Raw genomic sequence first — 23361 nt, 5'->3', positions numbered from 1 at the left:
AAATTCCATGTGTGCATGCTCATGGAATTTTCTTTTTCCGGGCAGTTTTTTGCTTTTCTTACTTTGGATAGGGGATAGGTCACATGAGAGAGTTGTTGAGGAGATTGTCGTTACACCCGTTTCTTGCCTTTGAGATCTGCCTCGCTTCTTTTTTTATCAATATACTATCCCTTGCTTCACCTATCTTCGTTATTCAGGTCCTGAACCGTTATGTCGGGTACGGCTTTGACGGAACCCTGATCACCCTGACCACCGGGATGCTCATTGCCGGGGTTTTGAATCATGCTTTTACTTTGGTGCGGGTGCGTCTGGCTTCAGCTGTTAATGTGGGACCGGACCGTATGCTTTCCGAGACCGTGCTGGGCTGCCTTGCCCGCGCCAAGATGAATACTCTGGGCAGGATTCCCCCGGCGCGTATTCATGAACTCATGGGAGGGATACAGGTTGTGCAGTCCGGTTATGACGCATCAGTTATCTGTTCTGTTCTGGATATGCCGTTCTTTATCCTATTTGTGGGGGCGACCTTCTTTTTGAGTCCGGTGTTGGCCCTGATTACCGTGCTGGCTATTGTTTGTTCCATGCTGGCCGGTTGGCTGAACATGAGGCGCGGCAAACGGATGACCGATGTCATGCGTAACGAGTCGGTGATACACCGGGGCAACCTTGCCAATGCCATCAGCGGTGCCGACACAGTCAGGGCTTTTGGCGGGCGCGGATATCTGAACAATGTTTTTCAGACCCAGATGGGTAAATTGCAGCAGATCAAGCGTGACATGGTTCAGAGCGGAACGCGCGGACAGGCTGTTTTGCAAAGTATAGCCATGCTGTTGCGGGTTATGGTTTATGCAGTGGGTGCACGTGAGGTTGTTGCCGGATCAATGAGCACCGGTGGACTTATCGGGGCATCAATCCTTTCCGGTAAGGCTCTTGCCGTATCTGCATCTTTCATGAAATCACGGGCAATGATCGCGCAGGCTGGGCAGATGATGCAGTCCTTGCAGGAGTTCGTCCGCCAACCCCTTGAATCTGAAACAGGGACAGAACTTAAAAATTACAGAGGCGGCATAGAGATTAAAGATCTCGGCTTTGCCTATCCCGGTTCAACCGGACCTCTTTTCGAAGGTCTGGATGTGCGTATTGAGCCGGGCAATATTGTGATTATTACCGGGCATAACGGGGCCGGGAAAACTTCTCTCGTGCGTCTCTTATTGGGGCTTATCGATCCCGGACGGGGTCAGATTCTTGTGGGAGGAGTTGATGTGCGTCAGCTTTCAGCTCCATGGTGGCGCAAGCAGGTCATGTATCTGCCGCAGGAACCGACTTTTCTTAATGCCACCATCAGGGAAAATATCTGTTTGAACAATCCCGATATGGATGAGGAGCGGGTTAAGCGTGTTGTGGAGATTGCCGGACTCAAGAAGTATCTTGATACCAGTGCCCAGGGGCTTGAAGCGCAGGTGGTAAACGGCGGAGCAGAGCTTGCCGTGGGTATCCGGCGCAGGCTTGCTCTTGCCAGGGCTTTGTCTGTTCAAGGGGCGGTTGCCGTGCTTGATGAGCCTGCCGAGGGCTTTGATATTGAAGGGTTGCGGGTCATGGATATGATTATCCAGAGTATGGCTAAAGCGAAAAAAACTATGGTGATAGTTTCACAGGATATGCGGCTCATGCAGCGTGCGGATATTATTATTGATCTTGGGCATAAACCGAAGCCGAATGTGCTTTTCCCGAAACTGGATGTTGAAAAGGATAAGGCTGAACCGTCCAAAAGCGGGAGTGTGCAATGACCGGTATGACCCCGGAATATTCCGGTGAAGTAAAGGGTGCCAGTCATTTTTTCCTTTTCCTGTGCATTGCCATGTGCTTGGGATTTTTAGGCTGGGCCTGCTTTTTTCAATTGGATATCGTCAGTCAGGCGGAAGGTGAGGTTATTCCCAGTTCAAGGGTTAAGCCCGTGCAGCACCTTGAGGGCGGCATTATCATGAAGATTAACGTCCGCGAAGGGGAGAGCGTGGCAAAGGGGCAGGAACTTGTCGTTCTTGAAGCCACTGCCAGTGATTCCACTGTGGATGAACTGGAGGTCCGGGTTACTTCCCTGCGGGTCAATATCGCCCGTCTTTCCGCTGAGGATAAGGGACTTGAAGAGCCTGATTATCCCAAAGATATTTTTAAAAAATTTCCCGCTTTGATTAAACGGTCCCTGAAATTATTCCAGACCCGTAAGGCCCGGGTTGAGAGCGATCTGCTTTCGGAGCGTGAAAAGATCAAGCAGCGGGAACAGGATATCAAACAGATTACTTCCCGGCAGCGAAACTCCCGCAACAGCCTGAAACTTTTGCGTGAGCAGATTAAAATCAGTGCCGGACTGCTGGAAGACGGCTTGACCTCCCGTTACAAGCACCTGGGTTTTCTCAAGGAAGAATCAAAGCTCAAAAGTGCCATTGAGGAGGATTCCGCCAAGCTGGGCAAGGCTCGTTCTGCATTGGCGCAGGCCAAGGCTGATATCGGGGAGATCAGGAATTCATATCTGGCTTCTGTCCGTGAGGAGTTGCAGGAGGACCGCAGGGAATTTGATGAGCTTTCACAGCGGCTCAGGAAATTTGCGGACAATCTCAGCCGTACTGTCATCCGTTCCCCGGTGGATGGAGTGGTCAAGACACTTTACGTGGTCAGTATCGGTGAAGTTGTGCGACCCGGTATGACCATCATGGACATTGTTCCGGCGGGTGATAAGCTTGTTATTGAAGCGCGGCTGCCCATCAGTGATATCGGTTATGTAAAGGACGGGCAGAAGGCGGTGGTTAAGCTGGCTTCAAGTGATGCATCCCGTTTCGGCAATATTGACGGTAAGGTCGTGAACATCAGTCCTGATGCAGACTCCACCGATAGGGGTCTGACTTTTTACCGGGTGCGCATTGTGACTGATAAGGATTTTTTTGAGCACGATGGAAATTATTATAAGCTTTTCCCCGGCATTCGTGTAATTGCCGGAATCCACATCGGGACCCGGTCAGTGATGGAATATCTTCTTGAGCCGTTTATGGGGTCCATCAGTTATGCCATGAGGGAACGATGAGTAATAAAGAACCAGCTTCCGGGCAGAAAGGGAATAGACAGCCGGACTGGATTGATACGGTTCCTCTGCGGGTAAAGGAAGTTTTTATCAATGCGGTAAAGGAGCACTCTGCCGGCAATTATGATGAGGCCATTGCTCTATACTCCGTTGCGTTGGGGCAACTGCCGGATGATCCCGTATTGCTGGGTAATCTTGGAGTGGCCCTGCGTGCTCAGGAGAAATTTAAGGCTGCTGAGGTTTGTTACCGTAGGTCTATTGCGGTAAAGCCGGACAATCCCGGTACATGGAGCAATCTGGGTAATGTACTGCGCAGGCTGGGGCGACTCAAGGAATCCGTAGCCTGCCATCGCCGGGCAATTGAACTGGATCGCAAATTTATTGATGCCTATTACAATCTTGGATTGGTTTTGCAGGATATGGGCAAGTTGGATGAGGCCATCCGACTCTTTAATCATTGCCTGAAATTCAAACCCGATGATGACAGGATTAATTGGGATAAATCTCTGGCCCTGCTGGCAAAAGGTGATTTCATCAACGGCTTTGAGCTTTATGAATACCGCTGGAAGCGTGAAGAGCTTGTTGTCCGTCATTTCCGCCAGCCGCTTTGGGATGGCTCCCCCCTGAACGGGAAAACGATTTTCATTTATGCGGAGCAGGGTTTCGGGGATACCCTTAATTTCTGCCGTTACATTCCCTTAGTGGCCGAGGCCGGGGGCAGGGTTGTTTTTGAGTGCCAGCCGGAACTTGTTTCTTTATTGCAAGGGATGGACGGGATCGCTGAGATCGTAAGTGGTGGAGATAAATTACCGGAATTTGAGGTGCAGATTCCGCTCATCAGTCTGCCGAGAATTTTGAAACATGATATGGATTCTATTCCACGGGAATGCCCCTATCTGATTCCTCCTGCACAGGCCGGATTTCCGGTCCATGTTCCTGACGGTACAAAATTCAAGATCGGAATTGTCTGGGCAGGAAAGCCTACCCATAAAAATGACCATAACCGTTCGGTAAGTATTGAAAATTTTCTGCCTTTTGCCGAGCTTCCCGGCGTGAGTCTATATTCACTGCAAAAGGGACCTGAGACCAGACAGCGCGATGAATTCGGTTGTGGGGTGCTTGTGCGTGATCTTGGCAGCGGCTGTGAAGATTTTGCGGATACGGCCAAAATCATGGGACAGCTGGATCTGATTATTACCGTGGATACCTCGGTTGCCCATTTGGCTGGAGCCTTAAATCTTCCTGTCTGGGTTGCGATCCCTTATAATCCTGACTGGCGGTGGATGCGCAAGCGCAAGGATTCTCCATGGTATTCGAGCATGACTCTTTTTCGTCAGAAAAAGCCCGGCGATTGGAATTACGTTTTTAACACCATGCTGGCTACTTTGAAAAAGAAACTTAAAAGTTAAGTTAATATCAATTCGATGCTTTTTGCTAAGAGAGGCTGGACTGAAAGGTTTAGGTGATGTAACGATTTAACTGAGTTCAAGAAATACATTAAGATTCTAAAGCGAATTGAGGGGATAGCCAGTAATGACGGGGAGTAGAATTCTGCTTGAATCCGGAACCAATGAGGTGGAGCTTTTAGAGCTTTACCTTGATGAGGGCAGCGGTGATTCATATAAGCGCTGGTCTTTCGGTCTGAACGTTGCGAAAGTTAAGAAAATTGTCAGAGAAGCGGATCTTAAAAATTTTTCCGGACGTAAGCAGGATGGTTCTATTTCCAGAGCTTCTTCCTCAATTGATACCAAGAGTCCATTGGTACTGGGCATATTTGAATTCATGGGTACGGTCATTCCGCTTATTGATCTCAGCGGCTGGCTGCATATGGAGCCGGTTACAAATGAACGCCGCATGGTGCTGGTCACCGAATTTAATGAAATCGTCAGTGCTTTTCTTGTTTCCGGGGTTAACAGGATTCATCGCGTCAGCTGGAGCGAGCTTGAATCCCTGCAAGGCAATATGGCTAAGTATGCTGAAGGGACCATCATCGGAACGGTAAAGCTTACTGATCCAGACCGCATTTTACAGGTGCTTGACCTTGAGCAGGCCATGGAAGATCTAAACCCGGCACGGGACAAGGCTGCCCTTGAAGAAGTGGAAGAATCGGTGGAATGTGTCTATCAGGCACTGTGCGCTGATGATTCCCGTTCCATGCGTAATCTGGTTAAAATGTCCCTTGAGCGGGGTGGATTCGATGTTACCGCTTATCCCAACGGTCTTGAGATCTGGAAGGCCTTAGAAGAAATTTCTGCAAAGGTTAGTAAGACCGGTTTGCATGTTTCCGAATTTATCCAGATTGTGGTCTCGGATATCGAAATGCCGGGTATGGACGGTCATGCCCTGACCAAGCGCATCAAGGAAGATCCTAATCTGCGTGACCTTACTGTTTATCTTTTCTCATCTTTGATTAATGAAGAGTTGCTGCACAAGGGGGAGGCCGTAGGTGCGAACCGCCAGTATTCCAAGCCGCAGATTGCAACGTTGGTCAAGCAGGCCAGAGCTGATCTTGATGGGCTGTATAAAGGCTGTATCTAGAGCTGCTCTTCACCGCTGGCAATCAACTCAAGCGTTGCTTCATCAATAATTTCAACTGTTTTTCGTTCTACCTTGATAAGCCCCTGTTCGCTCATCTTTTTGAAGACGCGGGATAGGGTTTCCTGAATGGTGCCCAGATATGAAGCGATTAGCCCTTTGGGCAGGTCCAGTTCCAGTTTGTTGGAATTCTGGGTGGATTTGAGCAGGAGCAGGTAACTGGCAAGCCTTGCCGGAACCTCGCTTAAACTCAGGGCTGCCACCTGGTTGACCAATTGACGCAGCCTTCCAGAGAGCAGGGCCAGCATGGACATGGCAAGGTCCGGGTCTTCGCGGATAACTTTTTCAAAACGGTCACGCGGGAAATAGAGCAGGGTGGATTTAGCAAGAGTAACTGCGCTTGCAGGATAGCAGGCTCCCTGAAAAACCGGCACTTCCCCGAAAATCTCTCCAGCCCCGAAAATATGAATAATCTGTTCTTTGCCTGCCAGTGATTCCCGATAGATTTTTACTTTTCCCGACTCGATTGAATAAAAGCCTGTGGCATCGCTTCCGGCAATAAAGATCTGTTCACCCTTTTTTAATTCACGTGGGACGATGATTTGTGAGATTTTATCCAGTTGTTCACTGTTAAGACCTGCAAAAAGGCTGATTTTTTCCAGATTATGTGTCTTTTTCATTACATCTTTCTTTATAATTAATGGTGCCCGGTAAATGACTTAAGTCAGGGCTTGTGCCCAATTTGTATTCTATGGTTAACTAACCGATAAAACGAAGAAAGGAAACAGCATGGATAAATCATCTGTAATTAATGCCTGCCGTGGAACTGCCGGGGGGTGCCGTTTTGCCTTGTTTATTGATGAAGATTTTTCAAAGCGAATTGAGAAGGCAATTGAGGAAACAGGCTGGCCTGAATTCCTTGAGCAAAAGTTCGGTGATAAAGTAAGCAGGCATAAAATGGCCAGTGTAAATGTGGCTGCATGTCCCAATGGTTGTTCACGGCCTCACATTGCTGATATCGGCCTGATCAGGGCCTGTGTTCCGGTTATTGACCATGAGGGATGTATCGGATGTGAGGAGTGTGTGCGCCACTGTCCCGACGAGGCTATGGAAATGGTAGACGGCAAGATTCTCATAAACCGCGAGAAGTGCCTTGTCTGCGGATATTGTACAAATGTTTGTCCTACTGAAGTTATTTCCTGCTCCCGTAGCGGATGGCGTTTTCTGGTGGGCGGTAGGCTTGGACGCCATCCCCGGCTGGGAACCGAGCTTCCCGGCGTCTACACCACTGATGAAGTACTGGGTTTGATTGTCAGATGCATGAATATTTGGATGGAAAATTATGTGGATGGCAAACGTTTTGGATGGGTCATGGAACGGGCCGGACATGACAAACTTCTGCTCGAGTAATATGAAAACTAATCACAGGATGGTCAGGTGACGGGACTTTTTTTGCTTTCCATTGCATATCTGCTGCTTGCGGCTCATGCCGTGCGTGGTGGGGATGGTGGACTTGCGGTATTTCTGATCGGTTCGGCAGGACTCGCTTTCAGCCGGGAACGCTGGGCCGGGAATATTGCCGGCATTTTACTCGGTTGCGGTTCACTGCTCTGGCTTGATAAAGGTTCCGCGCTGATAAATTTGCGCATCAATGCGGGAGCTGACTGGATTCGGCTGGCCCTGATTATGGGGGCTGTTTTTGCTTTGACTATCTTTTCTGCTGCCTATTGTTTTTCCCCTGCCGGAAGGGAACGGTTTAAGCGGGGCAGGGAACAGGGCTGGTTTAAAGCATCCATTTTCCTGCTGACCGCAATTCTGCTCGAAATTACGCGCAGCAAGGTTCCCTTCCCTATACTCCTTGCCGACCGCTTTTTTCCCGGTTGGGGCAGGGCGGAAATCTTTCTGCTGGCTCTCTACGCGACATGGCTTGGGGGCAGGATGCTCAGCCCGGAAGGCGCTAAAACCATGCGCCCGCGCATCTGGGCTTTGTTCTCGCTGGTCTTTTTCGGGCAACTGGCCCTCGGCTTAGCCGGGATTGAACAGTGCTTGATGAGCGGGAAACTCCACCTGCCCGTGCCCGCATTAATTGCCGCAGGTCCGGTATTTCGCGGTTCCGGTTTTTTTATGCCTATCCTTTTTACTGTATCGGTACTTCTGGTCGGTCCGGCGTGGTGCAGTCATCTTTGTTATATCGGGGCATGGGATGACCTGTGCAGCCGCATCGGTAATCTTAAACCGTCGAATAATTTCAACTCCCGGCTAATCTGGATGCGGCTGGCTTTGCTGACACTTGTTCTCGTTGCAGCGTGGGGGATGCGTGCGGCAGGAGTTTCAGCTGTGATTGCGGTCTGGTCTGCTGCTCTGTTCGGTATGCTGGGCATCATGATCATGCTTTGGTTTTCCCGGCGTATGGGCATGATGGTCCATTGCACGGCTTTTTGTCCCATGGGCATTGTTTCCAATCTGCTGGGCCGTATTTCCCCTTGGCGGATGAAGATTTCAGCAGATTGCTGCAAATGTATGAAGTGCAGCAGGACTTGCCGTTATAATGCCCTTAGGCCCGCAGATATCGAATCAGGGAGCCCCGGAATTTCCTGTACTCTTTGCGGGGATTGTGTTTCCAGCTGCGCTTCAGCAAGTATCGGTTACCGGTTGCCATTTATGGCTCCGGAAATGTCGCGTAAAATATTTCTGGTTCTGGTCATATCACTGCATGCACTGTTTTTGGGGGTAGCCCGCATCTGATTTTTTCCTTTAAATTCAAAATTTATACTTTACAAAACACTATTAAGAACTATTCTTAATAGTGTTTTGGTGTTTAGAAGGAAATATGTTTCGCAAGTTTTGCGAGTGTGATAATTTCAAACTTGGATTGTCTGGTTTGTCCTATTTTTAGGAGGAGGCAAAATATGAGTCGTACTGTAGTTGTTGACGTTGATGAATGTGTTGGTTGTGAAGCTTGTGTTGAAGTTTGCCCCGGTGTGTTTGTAATGGGTGCTTGTGATTTGGCTCAAGTTCAGAATCCCGAAGGGGCCGGCGAGTCTGATGTGGAGGCTGCAATGGAGCTTTGTCCTACCAATTGTATTCACTGGGAAGATTAAAAATTAGAAAATTATGTCTCCTTTGACCTGAATCAAATACTTTTAAGCGTCATTTGCCTAGTTTGGACTCAACAAATGAGAAATCAATCCTGACGCGGGCTGGGTCGAAGTTTTAAAGCCGTCTCAGGTTAATCTTTAAAACAGTATTTAACGGAAGGGGAAAAATTATGGCTTTTGATCTGAATCAAATACTTAAAAAGGTTGTTTCGATATTCGGTAGTGAAGAAGTAGAAAACCAAATACCTGAAAAGGAGTTTAAAATGTTTTGCAACCAGTGTGAACAGACAGCAAAAGGCCAAGGCTGCACCGTTAAGGGTGTCTGCGGTAAGACTGATGAAGTGTCCGCCATTCAGGATCTTCTTGTTCAGCTTTGTGTCGAGCTTGGAACAGCAGCTACCGCAGCACGTAAAGAAGGTGTTGCAGTTTCAGCTGAAACAAACCGCCTTACTGCTGAAGCAGTTTTCTCTACTCTTACTAATGTTAACTTTGATGATGAAAGATTTGTTCCGGTCATTAAGAATGTTGCTGCCGCCCGTGACGAACTGGCCGCCAAGGTCAGCGCGGACTGTGGTCCTGTAACCAAGGTTGCTGCCACTGCTGCTGAGCTGAGCAAGCAGGGTGAAGCATTTCCCGTAACTTCCTTTGACGAAAATGAAGATCTTCGTTCCCTGAAGCAGATTCTTGTCTACGGCCTCAAGGGTGTAGCTGCTTACGTTGACCATGCAGCCATTCTCGGTCAGGAAGACGACGAACTCTACGCTCAGATTCACGAAGCACTTTCCGTTGTTCCGCAGCAGCTCGGCCTTGAAGAGCTGGTCGGCTGGGCCATGAAGTGTGGTGAAATGAACCTCAAGGCCATGGAACTTCTCGATGCAGGTAACACCGGTTCTTACGGTCATCCCGTGCCCACCGAAGTTCCCCTCGGTGCCAAGGCTGGTAAGGCTATCCTCGTTTCCGGTCATGATCTTAAGGATCTGCGCCAGCTCCTCGAACAGACTGAAGGAACCGGAATCAATATTTACACCCATGGTGAAATGCTGCCTTGCCACGGTTACCCCGAACTGAAAAAGTTTGACCATTTCTACGGTCATTACGGAACCGCATGGCAGAATCAGGCCAAGGAATTCGCAGCGTTCCCCGGTGCCATTCTGATGACCACCAACTGCATTCAGAAGCCTGTTGAAAGCTACAAGGGCAACATTTACACCACCGGTCTCGTCGGCTGGCCCGGCGTTACCCACGTAACCAACGGTGATTTTGCAGCAGTAATCGAAAAGGCCAAGGAACTGCCCGGTTTCGCAGCAGATACTGACAACGGCAAAGTTCTCTGCGGTTTCGCCCGCAATTCCGTACTCGGTGTGGCAGATAAGGTAATCGAAGGCGTGAAGGCCGGTGCCATCAAGCACTTCTTCCTCGTCGGCGGTTGTGACGGTGCTAAGCCCGGACGTAACTACTACACTGATTTCGTTGAGCAAGCTCCGCAGGATACCGTTATTCTGACCCTCGCTTGCGGTAAGTTCCGTTTCTTTGACAAGCAGCTCGGCGACATCGGCGGCATCCCCCGTCTGCTCGATATCGGTCAGTGCAATGATGCCTACTCCGCAATCCAGATCGCAGTAGCTCTTGCAGGCGCATTCGAATGCGACGTGAACGAGCTTCCCCTGTCCATGATCCTGTCCTGGTACGAGCAGAAGGCTGTATCCATCCTGCTGACTCTGCTGCACCTCGGCATCAAGGACATCCGCCTCGGGCCCAGTCTTCCCGCTTTCATCACACCTAACGTGCTGAACTTCCTCGTTGAAAATTTCAACATTATGCCCATCAGCACCCCTGAAGAAGATCTCAAGGCAATTCTCGGTTAATTGCCTCCGGCGGCTGGGGAGGGGAAAACTCTTGCAAGAGTTTTCCCCTCCCCAGACCCCACCCCTTTCAGAAACTTTTAATAAGCTGTCGCTCTGTTTTGCCGGAAGACTCTATTAACTCTTTAAATTTATTTTTACCCGGCAGAGCGTCGTTGAAAGATTTAATACAAATTTCCGCTAAAGGTTTAATTATCTGAGGCACAATTGAATAAGTTTACAATACCTGAAACCAATTAAAACGTTTTGGGATTCTTAAACCCTTTTGGAAAAGGGTTTAAGGCCTCCGGCAGGATCGCCGAAGGCATCTTAGATAAAAAGCGCGATAGCGCATCAAATCCCAGCCGCCGCAGGCCTATAAGGCACGGCGATGGAGGATAATAAAATGAAAGTATTACGTAAGATGATTTCTATAGACGAGGAACTTTGCGACGGTTGCGGCCAGTGTGTACCGGGCTGTGAAGAGGGCGCATTGCAGATAATTGACGGCAAGGCCAAGCTTGTTGCTGAAAAGTACTGTGACGGTCTGGGGGCCTGTCTGGGCGAATGTCCTACCGGCGCGCTGAAGGTTATTGAAGTGGAAGCTGACGACTTTGATCCTGAAGCAGTTAAGGAATTGCTGACCGAGCAGGGCCGTGAAGTGCCGAACCATATGCCTGACCCTGAAAGCCTGCGTCTGAACGGTGCAGGAGCCAAGCCTGTCTCCGGCGGTTGCGGTTGTGCGGGTTCCAAGCTTGAAGCCTTTGCTCCTGCTGCATCTCCCTGCCAGCAGGCCAATGTTCCAACTGATGCTGAGGCCGGACCTTCGCAGTTGACCCACTGGCCTATCCAGATTCGTCTGGTGCCTGCGGACGCTCCTTTCCTCAAGGGCGCGGACCTGTTGTTGACTGCGGACTGTGTTGCGGTCTCGCTTCCGGGTTACCATGAAAGATTTCTGCCCGGTAAGAAGGTGCTCATGGGCTGTCCAAAGTTTGATGATGTGCAGATGTACGTGCAGCGTCTGACCGAAATTTTCAGTGTGAGTGGACTTAAATCCATCACTGTTCTGGAAATGGAAGTTCCCTGTTGTTCCAATTTCAGCAAGATTGTTGCTGCGGCTCTTAAGCAGGCCGGAGCGGACATTCCGGCAGAAAAAATAATTGTTAAGCGTACCGGTGAAATAAAGGCCAAGACTACTCTTGATCAGCCTGTACCGCTTTAGAGTTTTGTAAAGAAAGGATTCATCTACCTCCTTTGACTATATAAGCTGAAACGGGGCATCGCCGAGTTGATCGGAGATGCCCCGTTTCTATTTAAGTGATAAACTATTGGGTTAAGCAGCGAAGCTGAACTAAAGGGTTTAAGGCCCCCGGCAGGGTCGCCGAAGGCATTCTTAATTCATAATATCCTGCTCAAAGCCGGGCTGGTTGTGAAATTGGTCCGGCACGTAACGCGGTTGTGATGTGGATTGTGCGGGATCATTTCTTTCAATTGGCCCGGAGGTATTGACCATAGGGTAGATATCCGGGTCTTCCTTGATGGGCAGCAGAGCCTTTGTTTTTGAATTGAGGGGCACAGTCCAGTCCCATGAACCTAGAATTTCTCCGTCTGCAACGGTTGAAACTGCGGCAGTTACAAAAATTTGTTTTTTGCCGACGGAATATGCCCCGGCGAGTACACATTTTTCCGGCGGAGCCAGATCTTCATCAAGGGCGGTTGTGGGAAAGCGGGAACTGTCAGCAACAATGGCAAATCCTTTTTGCGCAATGCGTGAAGCTACCTGCTCGGTGAGAACTTTGGCAAAGTCAGTTTGCAGGGTACTGCCGCGCAGCCGGAACATGCTCACGGTGATAGGTGATCCCGGAGGGAGTCTTTCTTCAAGTTGATTGGATATCTGGTCCCCTGCTTTGTAGTTCAATTCTACCATGGGGGTATTATCTTCCTTGAAAAACGGTCCGGTGGTGGGGCGTTTGCCGAGGTAGTCCAAGGTCCGTTCTTTGTAGCCTGCTGAGCATGCGCTAAATGCCAGAAGCGCGGTCAGTGCCATTATCAAGCTTATTGTTCTGCCTTTCATGAAAGTTCCCTGTTTTTAAATATGAGCAACATTGTAAGGGTTTGCTGACGCTAAATTGTTTGCAATGAAAATGCCACGGTAGAAAAGAGACGCTTATACAGACTCTTGACCCCGTGGCATTTTATTTGCGATGACAAAATCGGGCAAATAGAGCCGGAAAAATGGCCTTCCTGACAGTTAAAAAACTAATCCAGCCGGGAAATAATTTCTCGAATCAATGCGGACATGGCGGCTGAAGACTTGGCAGCCTGCTCGATTACTGCTTCGTGAGTTGTCTCAGCCATGCAGTCCGGCAGGTTTTTGTTGGTCAAACAGGCTATGCCCATTACTTTGATGCCCATGTGCACTGCGGCAATGGCTTCGATGGCGGTGGACATGCCTACTGCGTCGGCACCAAGCCGTTTAAACATGCGGGTCTCAGCCGGGGTTTCGAGGTTGGGTCCGCTGACTTGAACATACACACCGCGCTCAAGGCGGATTCCCTTGTCTTTAGCGGCTTGAACAGCTGTTGCACGCAATTTCTCGCAGTAAACTTTGCTCATATCCGGGAAACGGACTCCCCAATCGTCGTTATTTTGTCCGGTCAGCGGGGAGTGCCCGGTAAAATTGATCTGATCGGTGATCAACATAAGGTCCCCGGCATCAAATTGAGGATTGAGTGCTCCGGCGGCATTGGTAATGAAAATTCTTTTTATGCCCAACTCACCCATAACCCTTACCGGAGTGCAGGCTTCGGCTGCGCTGTATCCTTCGTAAATGTGAAACCGCCCGCTGAAGACAAGTATTGGTTTTCCTTCCATTAAACCATATATGAGGCTTCCGCTGTGGCCCTTGACTGTGGATTGCGGAAATCCCGGAATTTCAGAGTAGGGGATTTCAATTGCTGAATCCAGACGGGTTATGGCCTCGCCAAGACCTGAACCGAGAATAATTCCGGTGGCAGTTGCTTGAAAATTATCTATCTTTTCTAGTATATGCCTGCTAATAGTATGTATAGATTCCGGGGAGGTCATAGTTTTTTTACTCGTAGTTTCGGGTTTAATGTACGGATGGAGCATGTGGTTGCTCCTTGTTTCTCTAACTATCCGTCTTAACTAGTAACTTAAAAGAGAACGGGTTTCTATGGATTTTTCCACTTTAATCGGGATGCTGGTCGGGCTTTCCCTGGTTGTCGGTGCAATTTTTATTGGCGGTGCGGTGGACGTATTTGTCAACGTTCCCGGTATGATGATTGTTATCGGCGGTACTTTGGCTTCTATTTGCGTTGCTTTTCCTTTTGAAGAAGTTATTCAGGCCATGATCGCAGGATTCAAGGCTTTTTCTTCCAGAAAAGTTAAGGTCAACGAAGTTGTTAGCATCATGGTCAAAGTTGCTGAAATCAGCCGTCGTGAAGGTCTGATTGCCCTTGAAAACGTCCAGACCGAGAACGTGGTCCTGCGCAAATCATGTCAGCTTATTGCAGATAATGCTGATCCTGAACTTATCCGCGCCACTTTGCAGATTGAAATTTCGGCCATGAAGAGACGCCACAAGATTGCTCAGGACGTGTATAAACGCCTTGCGGGACTTGCTCCTGCGTTTGGTATGCTCGGTACTCTGATCGGTCTGGTCCAGATGCTGTCCAACCTTTCTGACCCTGCATCCATCGGTCCGGCCATGGCTGTTGCTATTCTGACCACTTTTTACGGTTCCCTGCTGGCAACCCTGCTTTTTATCCCCATCGGAGCAAAACTTAGGGCGAGGACTCTTCAGGAGCAGCTTCATCTTGAGATTATTTTTGAGGGTGCCAAGTCTATCCTCGAAAACAATAACCCCCGACTGGTTTATGAGAAGCTTTCTTCATTTCAGGCTCCCAGAGACAGGACCGGAGATTAAGCCATGGATGATGAACTTCTGAAAGGCGGGCTGATTGTTGACGATGAAGCAGATGAGGATGAGCCGAATGAGTGGATAACCACTTTTGCTGACTTATCCATGTTGCTGCTGGTCTTTTTTATTTTGCTTTATTCCATGTCTGAAATTGATGCTAAGAAATTTGATATGACTTTTCAGTCGGTGAGCAAATCCATCAGTGGTAAATTGCAGAAGATCGCCACCAGCAAGGTCTCCCGTGAGGAGGCCGGGGCCATCCTCAATCAGGTTGTCACCCGCAGGCAGATAATCAAAGCCCAGCGCAAAGTCTTTGAAGATGTAAAATATCTCCAGACCACCAAGGGGGTGGAAGGGATTATGAGTGCCAAGTTTGAGGACGGCAAGATAACTATCAAGTTGCCCTCGGATGTGCTTTTTAAACCCGGACAGGTGCAGCTCAGTAAAAAAGGGCGGGCCGCGGTAAAAGCCTTGAAAAACTTTTTTATCAGCCACTCCGACCAGTATATCAATATCAAAGGGTACACTGATGATACCCAGCCAAGCAGTAAGAGCAGGTTGAAGGATAACTGGGAAATTTCATCTTTACGTGCAGTAAATGTTCTGCGCTACCTTATGAAATTGGGAATTAAGCCGAATAGACTTACCGCAACGGGCTTGGGCGAGATGGATCCCCTTGTTCCTAATAATTCGAAGCGCAACCGTCAGCGTAATCGGCGTGTTGAATTTGTGTTGGATAAAATTATGACCGGGCCGTAAGTCTGCGGTTATAAAAAATTAGTAAAATTTAAATTCCGCTCTCAAAATATATATGATTATATTCTGCGGGTGTGATGTTTAGACCTGAGTTTGGTGTCATCGGTGTTAACCGGTTGAACATTATTGGAGAGAAGAATGGACATTTCATTCGATAGCAATACGTCAAGAGGTGCGTTCCGGACGAGTCTTCCCGGACTGGCACTCAGGATTGAAGGGTACCCTTCCACTTACAGTGTGAAAGATTTCAGTGTTAACGGTCTGGCTTTTTCTGCCGGGAAGGATACTTTTGAGGTGGACCAGCAGCTCAAGGCGGACTTTGTCCTCGGTAAAAAAGAGCTTTTGACAGGTCTTGATATCAAGGTTGTACGTGACATTGGTAAGGGACTGATGGGCTGTATTTATGTTGAGCTGGACAAGTATCAGGAAGCGCGCCTTGATAAGCTCGTTCTTGAGGTCCAGAAGCGTATGATTCTGTTGCGCAAGAAGAAAGGCGCATCCTGATTATGCCGGTGCTGAAAAGTGTATAAAGGAGAACACAAGGTCCTGATCGCCAACCGTGGCGAGATTGCGATCAGGATTGCTAAAGCCTGTCTGGAACTTAACCAGAATTTCGTCTGCGTCTATACCATGGCGGACAGTGAAAGTGGTCATGTTCGTTTTGCGCGGGACAACGGCGGCGAAGATAGTCTCTTTTGTATCAGCTCCTACCGGGATGCCAATGAGATATTCAGTGTTGCGGACCGCAGTAATGCTTCTGCCATCCATCCGGGATACGGATTTTTTGCTGAGGATTTCAGGTTTGCGCGCCGGGTGGTAAAAAGGGAACAACCGCTTATTTTTATAGGGCCTTCGTGGCGGGTGATTCAGGAACTTGGCGACAAGATTAATACCAAACGTCTTGCGCGTAGTCTTGGGGTACCCACTGTTCCGGGGTCCGACAGTCCTATTTATGATGAACTTGAGGCTGTTGAGCTTGCCGACAGCCTTTTCGCATTTCAAAGGGAACAGGGATTTCAAGCCCCGGCCATTATGGTCAAGGCTTCCGCCGGGGGCGGAGGTATGGGTATTGAAGAGGTCAATGATCCCGATGAGTTCCGTTCTGTTTATCGGCGTATTCGCAACTATGCCAAACGTCAGTTCAATGATGAAGGCGTTCTCATTGAGCAGCGTATCTACGGCTTCAACCATCTTGAAGTTCAAGTGGTTTGTGAGAAGAGCGGGGAAAAGCACGTTCATTTCGGGACCCGTAACTGCTCGGTGCAGAGCAGCGGTAACCAGAAGAGGATTGAGGTCGCTCCCGGTTTTGCGCCTGATGAAATTCACTATATTTTTAATGCTTCCGGGGTGCTGGACAGTATTACCGAACACTCCCTGTCCATGGCCCGTGCTGTAAATTATGACAACGTGGGAACATGGGAATGGATTGTCACACCGCGCGGCGAACCCTTTCTGATGGAAGTGAATACCCGTATTCAGGTGGAGAACGGCGTCTCTGCGGCTATTTCAGCCATCAAGGGCGAGCGCAACGTGAATATCGTACGCGAGCAGATCCGGCTTGGTCTGGGCGATTCAATCAATTATGATCAGGATGATGTGGATCTTTTCGGGGCTGCCATTGAGTTCCGTATTATTGCTGAAAATCCGGATAATGATTTTGCCCCTTGGGTGGGCACAATTGAAAAGTTCGGCTGGCAGGAGCAGGACTGGCTGGAAGTCTACACGCAGGTGCCCACTGACCGGGCTTATGAAATCCCCACTGAATTTGACCCCAACCTTGCGCTGGCCATTGTGCGCGGGAAAAATCTGGAGCAGGCTAAGCAGCGGGGAATAGAGTTTTTGAATAGTCTGACTTTGCAGGGGCAGGACCGGGCGGGACGGAAGCTTGAATCCAATATTTCTTATTTGATTGATAAAAGTTCCGGTTTGCTGGAATTTTAGTATCTTGTGCTGAAATAATTCAGGAATTTTATGAATATTGATAAGCGCATCAACGCTCTTGCAGAGCGGCTGAGTTACATCAAGGACATTTTCGGTAATCTTGAAAATGCCAATATTTCCATGCTCAGTTCCGAGCTGGATGAATTTCGTGGTTTGCGGGGGAGTATCTCCACCAAGGATTCCCTGCGTAAACTGGCCCGTCTTGAAGATCTGTTTTCTTTTCTTGAATCCAAGCTGGAAAAAGAGCTGACTCCCATGGACCGGGTGCGCATTGTGCGCCATCCCCAGCGCATCTGTCTTACGGATATTCTGGAAAATGTTTACGATAACTACACCGAACTGGGCGGGCTGGGTGAATTCAGCATTGATCCGTCCATGCTCATTGCGCAGGCTTATATTACCCGTAGGGTGGGGCAGAAGGTCGTTCATCAGCCGGTCATGGTTATCGGGCAGGAGAAAGGGCATGGGCAGGAGTTCCGCAACGGTGGTTCAGTCAAGCCGTGGGGCAATGCCAAGGCTCTGCATTATATGAAGGTCGCGCAGGCTGAAGGGATTCCCATCCATACTTATATATTCACCCCCGGTTCCTACCCGGTGGAGGATTATCCCGGCGCAGCTCAGCAGATTGCCAAGAATATTTACGAGATGGGCAAGATTGATGTGCCCATCATTTCTATTACTTCTGAAGGCGGGTCCGGCGGTGCTGAGGCTATCGGCCTTGCCGACCGCAGGCTCATGCTTTCCCATGGCTATTACTCCGTTATTTCCCCGGAAGGAGCGGCTGCCATTGAGGCTAATCTCAGGGATGGTAAACGGGTTGATGATTCCCTGATAGCAGGTTGTGCGCGCAGGCTCGGTATTACTGCTGAAGATAATCTGGACATGGGGTACATTGACCGTGTTGTGCAGGAGCCGCATTTAGGTGCCAAGCCCAACAGCTATGAATTTTTCCGTAATCTTCGTTCAGAGGTTATCAGAGCTACTAATGAGGTTTGTATCTCCGTAAAAGGGCTTAAGCTTTTCCGGGCTATGGCCCTTAAACATAAAGGACCTGAAGAGGGCGAGGACGTCTTTATGCGCTGGGCTCTGAGCTCCCGTGCCCGCGCAAGGCTGGTTGAAAAGCGGTACGAGAAATTTCGTACTCTTTCCACTTCTGCTTACATGGATCAGCGGTCCGTATTTTTGAAGATGGGCGCGGTTGTGCAGGGTATGGCCTGGAGCACAAAATCCCTCTTCGTATATAATCTTGTGGGGCGTACTGTTCGTGCTGCCAAGCAGGGTATGGAAGAGATTCAGGCCGAGGCCCATCTGGTCAAGGAACGCACGGCTCGTCTTTTGAAGAATAAGGATGAATCCGGGCCGGATATTAAAATTTCAAGTGATGTGCGTGATAAACTGCTTTGTCTTTCAACTTCGGACCAGTCCCCTTGTTATGAGGAGGGGAGCTGGAAATACAGCAGTCCCAAGTGTCGGGATGACCGTACTTTTTCCTGCCCTAACTCGGCTACCGAAGGCTGTCTGGATCTTTGGGCGCCGGACTTGTTCGGGGATTTTGCCGGGGTCTGTAGCAATTGCGGGCATCATTTTCCTATGGAATATCAGTGGTATCTGTACAATGTTTTTAATTATGCCGAAGGCTTTGAATTCAATTCCGGCATAGAGTCAGCCAACCCGCTTAAGTATGAGGGTTTTGATCTCAAGCTGGATGAGGCCCGCAAAAAGACCGGGTTGCGTTCTTCCTGCATCACCTTTGAAACCCGTATGGATGGGATCAACGCTGTAGTTATCTGTCTTGCAGCTCCGTTTCGGGGCGGTTCTGTGGGGGCGGCTGAAGGTGAGAAGATTATCCGGGCCGCGGAAAGGGCGCAGCGTAAGCAGCTTCCGCTCATCTTTTATGCGCACGGTACAGCCGGAATCCGCATTCAGGAAGGAACGAACGGTGTGCTTCAGATGCCGCGTTGCACCATGGCCCTGCGTCGTTACGTTGATGCCGGTGGACTGTATCTGGTAATTTACGACACCAATTCTTATGGCGGGTCGGTGGCTAGTTTTCTGGGCTGCTCACCTTACCAATTTGCTGTCCGGTCTTCCAAGATCGGATTTGCCGGGCCGAGGGTTATCACCGAAACAACCGGGATTGCCATTCCGCCCGACTACCACAATGCGTGGAATGCCCTTGCGCGTGGTCATATTCAAGGGATCTGGGATCGACGTGAAATGGGCCGCAATATCGGGCAGTCACTTATGACCATGGGCGGACGGAATTTATATTATAGGTAGGAATGCCTTCGGCGACGTTTTACCTACGTTTGTGTAGGTTCTTATCTTCTCTGCTTTTCTGTGTTAGGGAGTTTCGCAGCAGGTTGACTTTGCCTGATAATATCTGCAAATTGCCCGGACCGGACGCTGTCCGAAATTAAGTGTATAATCAATGACCGTTCGCAGAAACGGTATATAAGTTTAAAGTAATTCAGAGGTTAATATAATGTTGAATATTAAAGAACTGCTTGAAGAGATCAAGGCTTCCCCTTACGATGAAATCGAGATTTCCGTACCTCATACCGGAACTGTGGAATTTACCGGACTTAAGGTTGGTGATAAAGTCAACGGTCCTTCCGGTGAGTGGAAGGAAAAGCCCGGAACCGTCCTTGCCAAGCTCACTCGTGAACGTAATACCAAGAGTATTACTGCTCCTGAAAAAGGTGAAATTGTCTCCATTCGTCAGGATCTGGAAGGCCAGTTTGTTGAAGCCGGGGAAGTGCTGATCAAAATCCGCCACTTTCTTTCCAAGGAAGAGGTTATTCAGCTGATTCTTAAAAAAGCACTTTTTCTGTTCAATGCCCCGGAAAAAGCAAAATACTACTTCACCCCCGAAGTTGATGCCAAGATTAAAGGCTCCGGTGAGCGTTCAGTTAAGGTTACTGAGGGAATGGAGCTGTTCATTGTTTCCCGTATGAAAAGGGAAACCCCGCTCAATTACAGCGGTCCCGAAGGTCTCATTTATTCTGTATACTTTCATAACGGTGATAACGTTGATGCAGCCCAGCCGCTGATCGGTGTTTGCCCTGCCGACCAGCTCAAGCAGATTCAGGAAGTTGTCAACCGTGTTCAGAGTGAATGGGAAGAGGTTGATTAATAAGAGCTTTTCACTTTTGTAATGTTGCCATTGACGGACTCTTTTTTTCCGTATTAATAAAGGATTTTTCGCATGGGAAATGTGCTTCAAATCAGGGTTATGGCCCGTACATATGACGAAGCCGAAGTTGAGAAGAATTGGCCCTATCTGGTTAAGACCGCATGGGAAGAGCCGCAGGTCGAGGGGCGTCCGCACGGGGTTATCGAGCTTATCGAAGACCTTAAGGACCGTCTTGAGCTGGGTATGATCCCGGAAGAAAAGGCCGAAGCCATGGCTGAATCCATCCGTAAAGCGTACGATTTAAAGCTGCGGATGGAGAAAGCTCTTGGTGATTGGAAAGCTTCGGAAGCAAATACCATCAGCTACGATCTTGAAGATGAGTTGAGTATTGCGGAAAAAATCGCTTCAAAAAGAAAATTCAGATAAATGGGGGCCTAGATGGCAGGAAGCATGAACAAAGTAATTTTAATAGGACGTCTCGGACAGGATCCGAAACTTTCATACACAACCTCCGGTCAGGCCTTTGCCAACATTTCTGTGGCTACAGATGAAGGCTACAAGGATCGTAATACCGGGCAGAAGGTTGATAAGACCGAATGGCATCGTGTTACCGCTTGGAGACACACTGCTGAATTTGTGGGCAAGTACCTGACCAAAGGCCGTCTTGTTATGGTTGAAGGTAAATTGCAGACCCGCAAATGGCAGGACCAGAACGGTCAGGACCGCTACACCACTGAGATTGTCGCCAGCAATATTCAAGGGCTCGACAGCCGTCAGGACGGTGGATATCAGGGCCAGCAGCAGGGTGGTTACCAGCAGCAGGGCAGCGGTGGTCAGTACAATAATAACAACCAGCAGCAGGGTGGCGGCTATCAGGGCCAGCCCCAGCAGCAACAGTACAACAATAACCAGCAGCCCCAGCAGCAACAGCAGGGCGGCGGTTTTCAGGAAGAAGAGGACCTCGGTCCCGCATTTCCTTCCGAAGCAAGTGGAATGGATGAAGTGCCGTTCTAAGCAAGCTTTCGAATTGTTAAAAATTAATCCCCAATCTCACCGAGATTGGGGATTTTTTATTTTCAAGCAAAATTTCAAATACGAAGCGGCGAAGCCTTAATAGGGATTCCAAAGGGGCTTAGCTCCTTTGGCCGCCGGAGGCAAAATTAGTTCATTCTTAAAACCGCGAAGCGCATCAAAATGTATTTTTATCTTGGCATATCAGGAAACATTTCCTTCACGATAGCCGAAGCTTCCTGTGTAGACATGATGGCCCCGAATTCGCTGGTAAAAGGCTTCAGCTCGTCGATTAGCCGGGGAAGCTGCTCTATGCAGGCCCGTGCAGGGGTGAAAGGTTTCGGGGCAGGTTCCTGTTGCGTGGAGTTGCCTGTTGATTGAGATTGCGGGGCTTCGGTTACTGCTGGCAGCTGCGGGGTTGGGAAAGTCTGATAGATATGGCAGGAGAGCTTCCACGCTACTTGCAGATCCCGATAGGCATAGCGGTATTCTTTCAGCGATGTATAGGCCTCTCCCCGGAGCATGAAGGCTTGAGCTTTTTCTTCCTCCGAAGCGTCCGAGTCGATAACATCGGTCAGTTTGTCCACCGCAGCGTCGTATTGCTGTAGGAGTGCATATTGTTGTGCTTGCTCAATGGGCTTGTAAAAGAAAGAGCAGCCCGTTGTTGTAACAAGGGTGCAGAGCAGCAGAGCGGCGGTCAGGCTGTGGATTATCTGCGCAGGCTTATTAATCATAATGCTGCATTATCGCACAGCCTGCCGCTGTGTGTCTATGTGCTGTTGATGTGATGCATTTTAGCTGATTATTTTATGCCGGTGACGGTGGCTTTTATTTCCTCCTGCTGGTCTTTTTTGATATCCAGAAATTTTGTGCGGACCCCGCAAGGGCAGTCGGCTTTGCATTGTTCACTGCATAGTCCGGCAAAAATAGGTAATCTGTTTTTTAGTGAGTCAATTTGTAGATACAGGAAGTTTGCGCCTTCAAGCTCTGTGTCTGTGTGGAATATGCATCCTTGTTCTGAAATGTAGTGGATCGTTCCATTAAAGCTCTGGGCCATGGCCGGATCATTTTCCATGCTGATTTTTACCGGAAGACTTACATTTATGGGGCAGGATGACCGCGGCCCGGTGCATGGTGCTGTCAGGCAATCGCAGATGAAGTCCTCATGGTTGTCCAGAAAAACGGTCTGCTTGTCTTTTTCAAGAGTTCTTATTGTGGGGACTCCTGATGAAATTGTGAGTATCCGGTTTCTGTCGCAGCAGGGAGTTTGCATCACTTTGCGGACATCAAGTACCAGCCCTGAATATTTTTTTCCCAGCATGGTGTGGCAAAATTGATCCGGGCAGGAGCAGAATTCCATGTTGATGTATTTTGAAAGGTTGGAGTTTTCATAAGGTTCAGGATTGTCGGTATAAATAATGACTTGGTTGTTTGGCTGACTCATTTTTTTTGTTCCGTATTCCAGAGCTTGTTAGTATTTGAGAATCACGGGAGGAATCTGTTCACCCGCAGGCCGGAGCGGGTGCCGGAGACGGACTTTCCTCTACACGATCAAGTAGGAAAGTCTGGTCAGATTCCCTCCCGTGAAATATGGATTTTTTTAACCTATAAAATCAAAGTGGCAGGGCGGGATTGAGATGTGCATGTCCGCGTCAATTTCCGGTACATGGAAAAGAAAGTAGAGGTGTTTTGAAGGCGGTGCCATATATAAGTTGCCTTTCATGTGTTCCTTGATGATTCCTTCTGGCAAGCCGTGCTTTGCAGCCTGTTTTTTTATTCCCATGCCGATCAGGATCATGGCTTTTTTGCTGAACTTGACCTCGAACAGGGAGACTTTTTTAGCTTCCCGGTTGTTGAGCTTTGTTTCCGCTGAGCATCCGCACATTGATTCAGGTATAAACATTTCGTCCTCCAAGAACTGTTTCTTTTGATATTGACTTTCGTTTTCAATTAACGTTTGAAGTTAATATTAGTCAACCTCAAAATGGAATTAATTTTCAAATTTGAAGTACGTTCAGAAAATAGAAAGC

Annotated in this window: 23 protein-coding genes; 17 read left to right on the top strand and 6 right to left on the bottom strand. The window is 48.9% G+C overall.

Annotated elements, in window-relative coordinates:
- Positions 1-83: 83 nt before the first annotated feature.
- The 4 genes from FMS18_RS07540 to FMS18_RS07525 all read left to right on the top strand — a co-directional run bounded on the left by FMS18_RS07540 (position 84) and on the right by FMS18_RS07525 (position 5608).
- On the top strand, positions 84-1784 hold the full coding sequence (locus FMS18_RS07540) for an ATP-binding cassette domain-containing protein (RefSeq protein ID WP_163293144.1): 1701 nt from the start codon (positions 84-86) through the stop codon (positions 1782-1784).
- The gene (locus FMS18_RS07535) at positions 1781-3073 is read left to right on the top strand and encodes an HlyD family type I secretion periplasmic adaptor subunit (protein WP_163293143.1); all 1293 of its coding nucleotides are present in this window, start codon (positions 1781-1783) and stop codon (positions 3071-3073) included. The genes FMS18_RS07540 and FMS18_RS07535 overlap by 4 nt, the downstream gene beginning before the upstream one ends.
- The gene (locus FMS18_RS07530; protein WP_163293142.1) at positions 3070-4479 is read left to right on the top strand and encodes a tetratricopeptide repeat protein; all 1410 of its coding nucleotides are present in this window, start codon (positions 3070-3072) and stop codon (positions 4477-4479) included. Before FMS18_RS07535 ends, FMS18_RS07530 begins: the two co-directional genes overlap by 4 nt.
- A 124-nt stretch (positions 4480-4603) precedes the next feature.
- Positions 4604-5608 (top strand): chemotaxis protein, encoded by a 1005-nt coding sequence (locus tag FMS18_RS07525; RefSeq protein ID WP_163293141.1) that lies wholly within the window; start codon positions 4604-4606, stop codon positions 5606-5608.
- Here FMS18_RS07525 and FMS18_RS07520 read toward each other — a convergent pair.
- Positions 5605-6285 (bottom strand): Crp/Fnr family transcriptional regulator, encoded by a 681-nt coding sequence (locus FMS18_RS07520; protein WP_163293140.1) that lies wholly within the window; start codon positions 6283-6285, stop codon positions 5605-5607. The two genes, FMS18_RS07525 and FMS18_RS07520, sit on opposite strands and share 4 nt — an antisense overlap.
- 109 nt (positions 6286-6394) lie before the next feature.
- Between FMS18_RS07520 and FMS18_RS07515 the strand changes: the two genes are divergently transcribed.
- The 5 genes from FMS18_RS07515 to FMS18_RS07495 all read left to right on the top strand — a co-directional run bounded on the left by FMS18_RS07515 (position 6395) and on the right by FMS18_RS07495 (position 11766).
- The gene (locus FMS18_RS07515; protein ID WP_163293139.1) at positions 6395-7015 is read left to right on the top strand and encodes a 4Fe-4S binding protein; all 621 of its coding nucleotides are present in this window, start codon (positions 6395-6397) and stop codon (positions 7013-7015) included.
- Positions 7016-7042: 27 nt separating this feature from the next.
- Positions 7043-8350: a 4Fe-4S binding protein gene (locus FMS18_RS07510; RefSeq protein ID WP_163293138.1), complete on the top strand. Its 1308-nt coding sequence runs from the start codon at positions 7043-7045 to the stop codon at positions 8348-8350.
- 164 nt (positions 8351-8514) lie between these two features.
- Positions 8515-8706 (top strand): ferredoxin, encoded by a 192-nt coding sequence (locus FMS18_RS07505; RefSeq protein WP_163293137.1) that lies wholly within the window; start codon positions 8515-8517, stop codon positions 8704-8706.
- Positions 8707-8966: 260 nt separating this feature from the next.
- Complete coding sequence (hcp, locus tag FMS18_RS07500) at positions 8967-10568, top strand: hydroxylamine reductase (protein WP_163293572.1); 1602 nt, start codon at positions 8967-8969, stop codon at positions 10566-10568.
- Positions 10569-10950: 382 nt separating this feature from the next.
- On the top strand, positions 10951-11766 hold the full coding sequence (locus FMS18_RS07495; RefSeq protein WP_163293136.1) for an ATP-binding protein: 816 nt from the start codon (positions 10951-10953) through the stop codon (positions 11764-11766).
- Between the two features lie 171 nt (positions 11767-11937).
- Here the strand turns inward: FMS18_RS07495 and FMS18_RS07490 are convergent, their stop codons facing one another.
- Positions 11938-12618 carry a hypothetical protein gene (locus tag FMS18_RS07490; protein ID WP_163293135.1) on the bottom strand — a complete coding sequence of 227 codons (681 nt, stop codon included), beginning with the start codon at positions 12616-12618 and terminating at the stop codon, positions 11938-11940.
- Positions 12619-12803: 185 nt separating this feature from the next.
- Positions 12804-13631: a purine-nucleoside phosphorylase gene (locus FMS18_RS07485; RefSeq protein ID WP_163293570.1), complete on the bottom strand. Its 828-nt coding sequence runs from the start codon at positions 13629-13631 to the stop codon at positions 12804-12806.
- Positions 13632-13740: 109 nt separating this feature from the next.
- On the opposite strand from FMS18_RS07485, the gene FMS18_RS07480 reads away from it, so the two are divergent.
- The 8 genes from FMS18_RS07480 (at position 13741) to FMS18_RS07445 (ending at position 21334) form a co-directional block, all read left to right on the top strand.
- Positions 13741-14493, top strand: a complete 753-nt coding sequence (locus FMS18_RS07480; protein WP_163293134.1) for a motility protein A — start codon at positions 13741-13743, stop codon at positions 14491-14493.
- A 3-nt stretch (positions 14494-14496) separates the two neighbouring features.
- Positions 14497-15246, top strand: coding sequence for a flagellar motor protein MotB (locus tag FMS18_RS07475; RefSeq protein WP_163293133.1), 750 nt, complete (start codon positions 14497-14499; stop codon positions 15244-15246).
- A gap of 135 nt (positions 15247-15381) precedes the next feature.
- Positions 15382-15747 (top strand): PilZ domain-containing protein, encoded by a 366-nt coding sequence (locus FMS18_RS07470; RefSeq protein WP_163293132.1) that lies wholly within the window; start codon positions 15382-15384, stop codon positions 15745-15747.
- A gap of 18 nt (positions 15748-15765) precedes the next feature.
- Entirely contained in the window at positions 15766-17184 is a 1419-nt protein-coding gene (locus tag FMS18_RS07465) for a biotin carboxylase N-terminal domain-containing protein (RefSeq protein ID WP_163293131.1), read from the top strand.
- A 30-nt stretch (positions 17185-17214) separates the two neighbouring features.
- Positions 17215-19464, top strand: coding sequence for a carboxyl transferase domain-containing protein (locus FMS18_RS07460; RefSeq protein WP_163293130.1), 2250 nt, complete (start codon positions 17215-17217; stop codon positions 19462-19464).
- Between the two features lie 205 nt (positions 19465-19669).
- Positions 19670-20320, top strand: a complete 651-nt coding sequence (locus FMS18_RS07455; protein WP_163293129.1) for a biotin attachment protein — start codon at positions 19670-19672, stop codon at positions 20318-20320.
- Between the two features lie 72 nt (positions 20321-20392).
- Positions 20393-20746 carry a hypothetical protein gene (locus FMS18_RS07450; RefSeq protein ID WP_163293128.1) on the top strand — a complete coding sequence of 118 codons (354 nt, stop codon included), beginning with the start codon at positions 20393-20395 and terminating at the stop codon, positions 20744-20746.
- Between the two features lie 12 nt (positions 20747-20758).
- A complete protein-coding gene (locus tag FMS18_RS07445; protein ID WP_163293127.1) occupies positions 20759-21334 on the top strand; it encodes a single-stranded DNA-binding protein in 576 nt (191 codons plus the stop codon).
- Between the two features lie 188 nt (positions 21335-21522).
- Here FMS18_RS07445 and FMS18_RS07440 read toward each other — a convergent pair whose 3' ends face one another.
- The 3 genes from FMS18_RS07440 to FMS18_RS07430 all read right to left on the bottom strand — a co-directional run bounded on the left by FMS18_RS07440 (position 21523) and on the right by FMS18_RS07430 (position 23234).
- A complete protein-coding gene (locus tag FMS18_RS07440) occupies positions 21523-22065 on the bottom strand; it encodes a hypothetical protein (protein ID WP_163293126.1) in 543 nt (180 codons plus the stop codon).
- Between the two features lie 68 nt (positions 22066-22133).
- Positions 22134-22775, bottom strand: coding sequence for a hypothetical protein (locus tag FMS18_RS07435; RefSeq protein WP_163293125.1), 642 nt, complete (start codon positions 22773-22775; stop codon positions 22134-22136).
- 156 nt (positions 22776-22931) lie between these two features.
- Positions 22932-23234, bottom strand: a complete 303-nt coding sequence (locus tag FMS18_RS07430; RefSeq protein ID WP_163293124.1) for a hypothetical protein — start codon at positions 23232-23234, stop codon at positions 22932-22934.
- Positions 23235-23361 lie beyond the last annotated feature (127 nt).

This window comes from Desulfovibrio sp. JC022 (assembly GCF_010470665.1).
GTDB lineage: Bacteria > Desulfobacterota > Desulfovibrionia > Desulfovibrionales > Desulfovibrionaceae > Maridesulfovibrio.
This window is presented reverse-complemented; position numbering and strand designations above follow the sequence as displayed.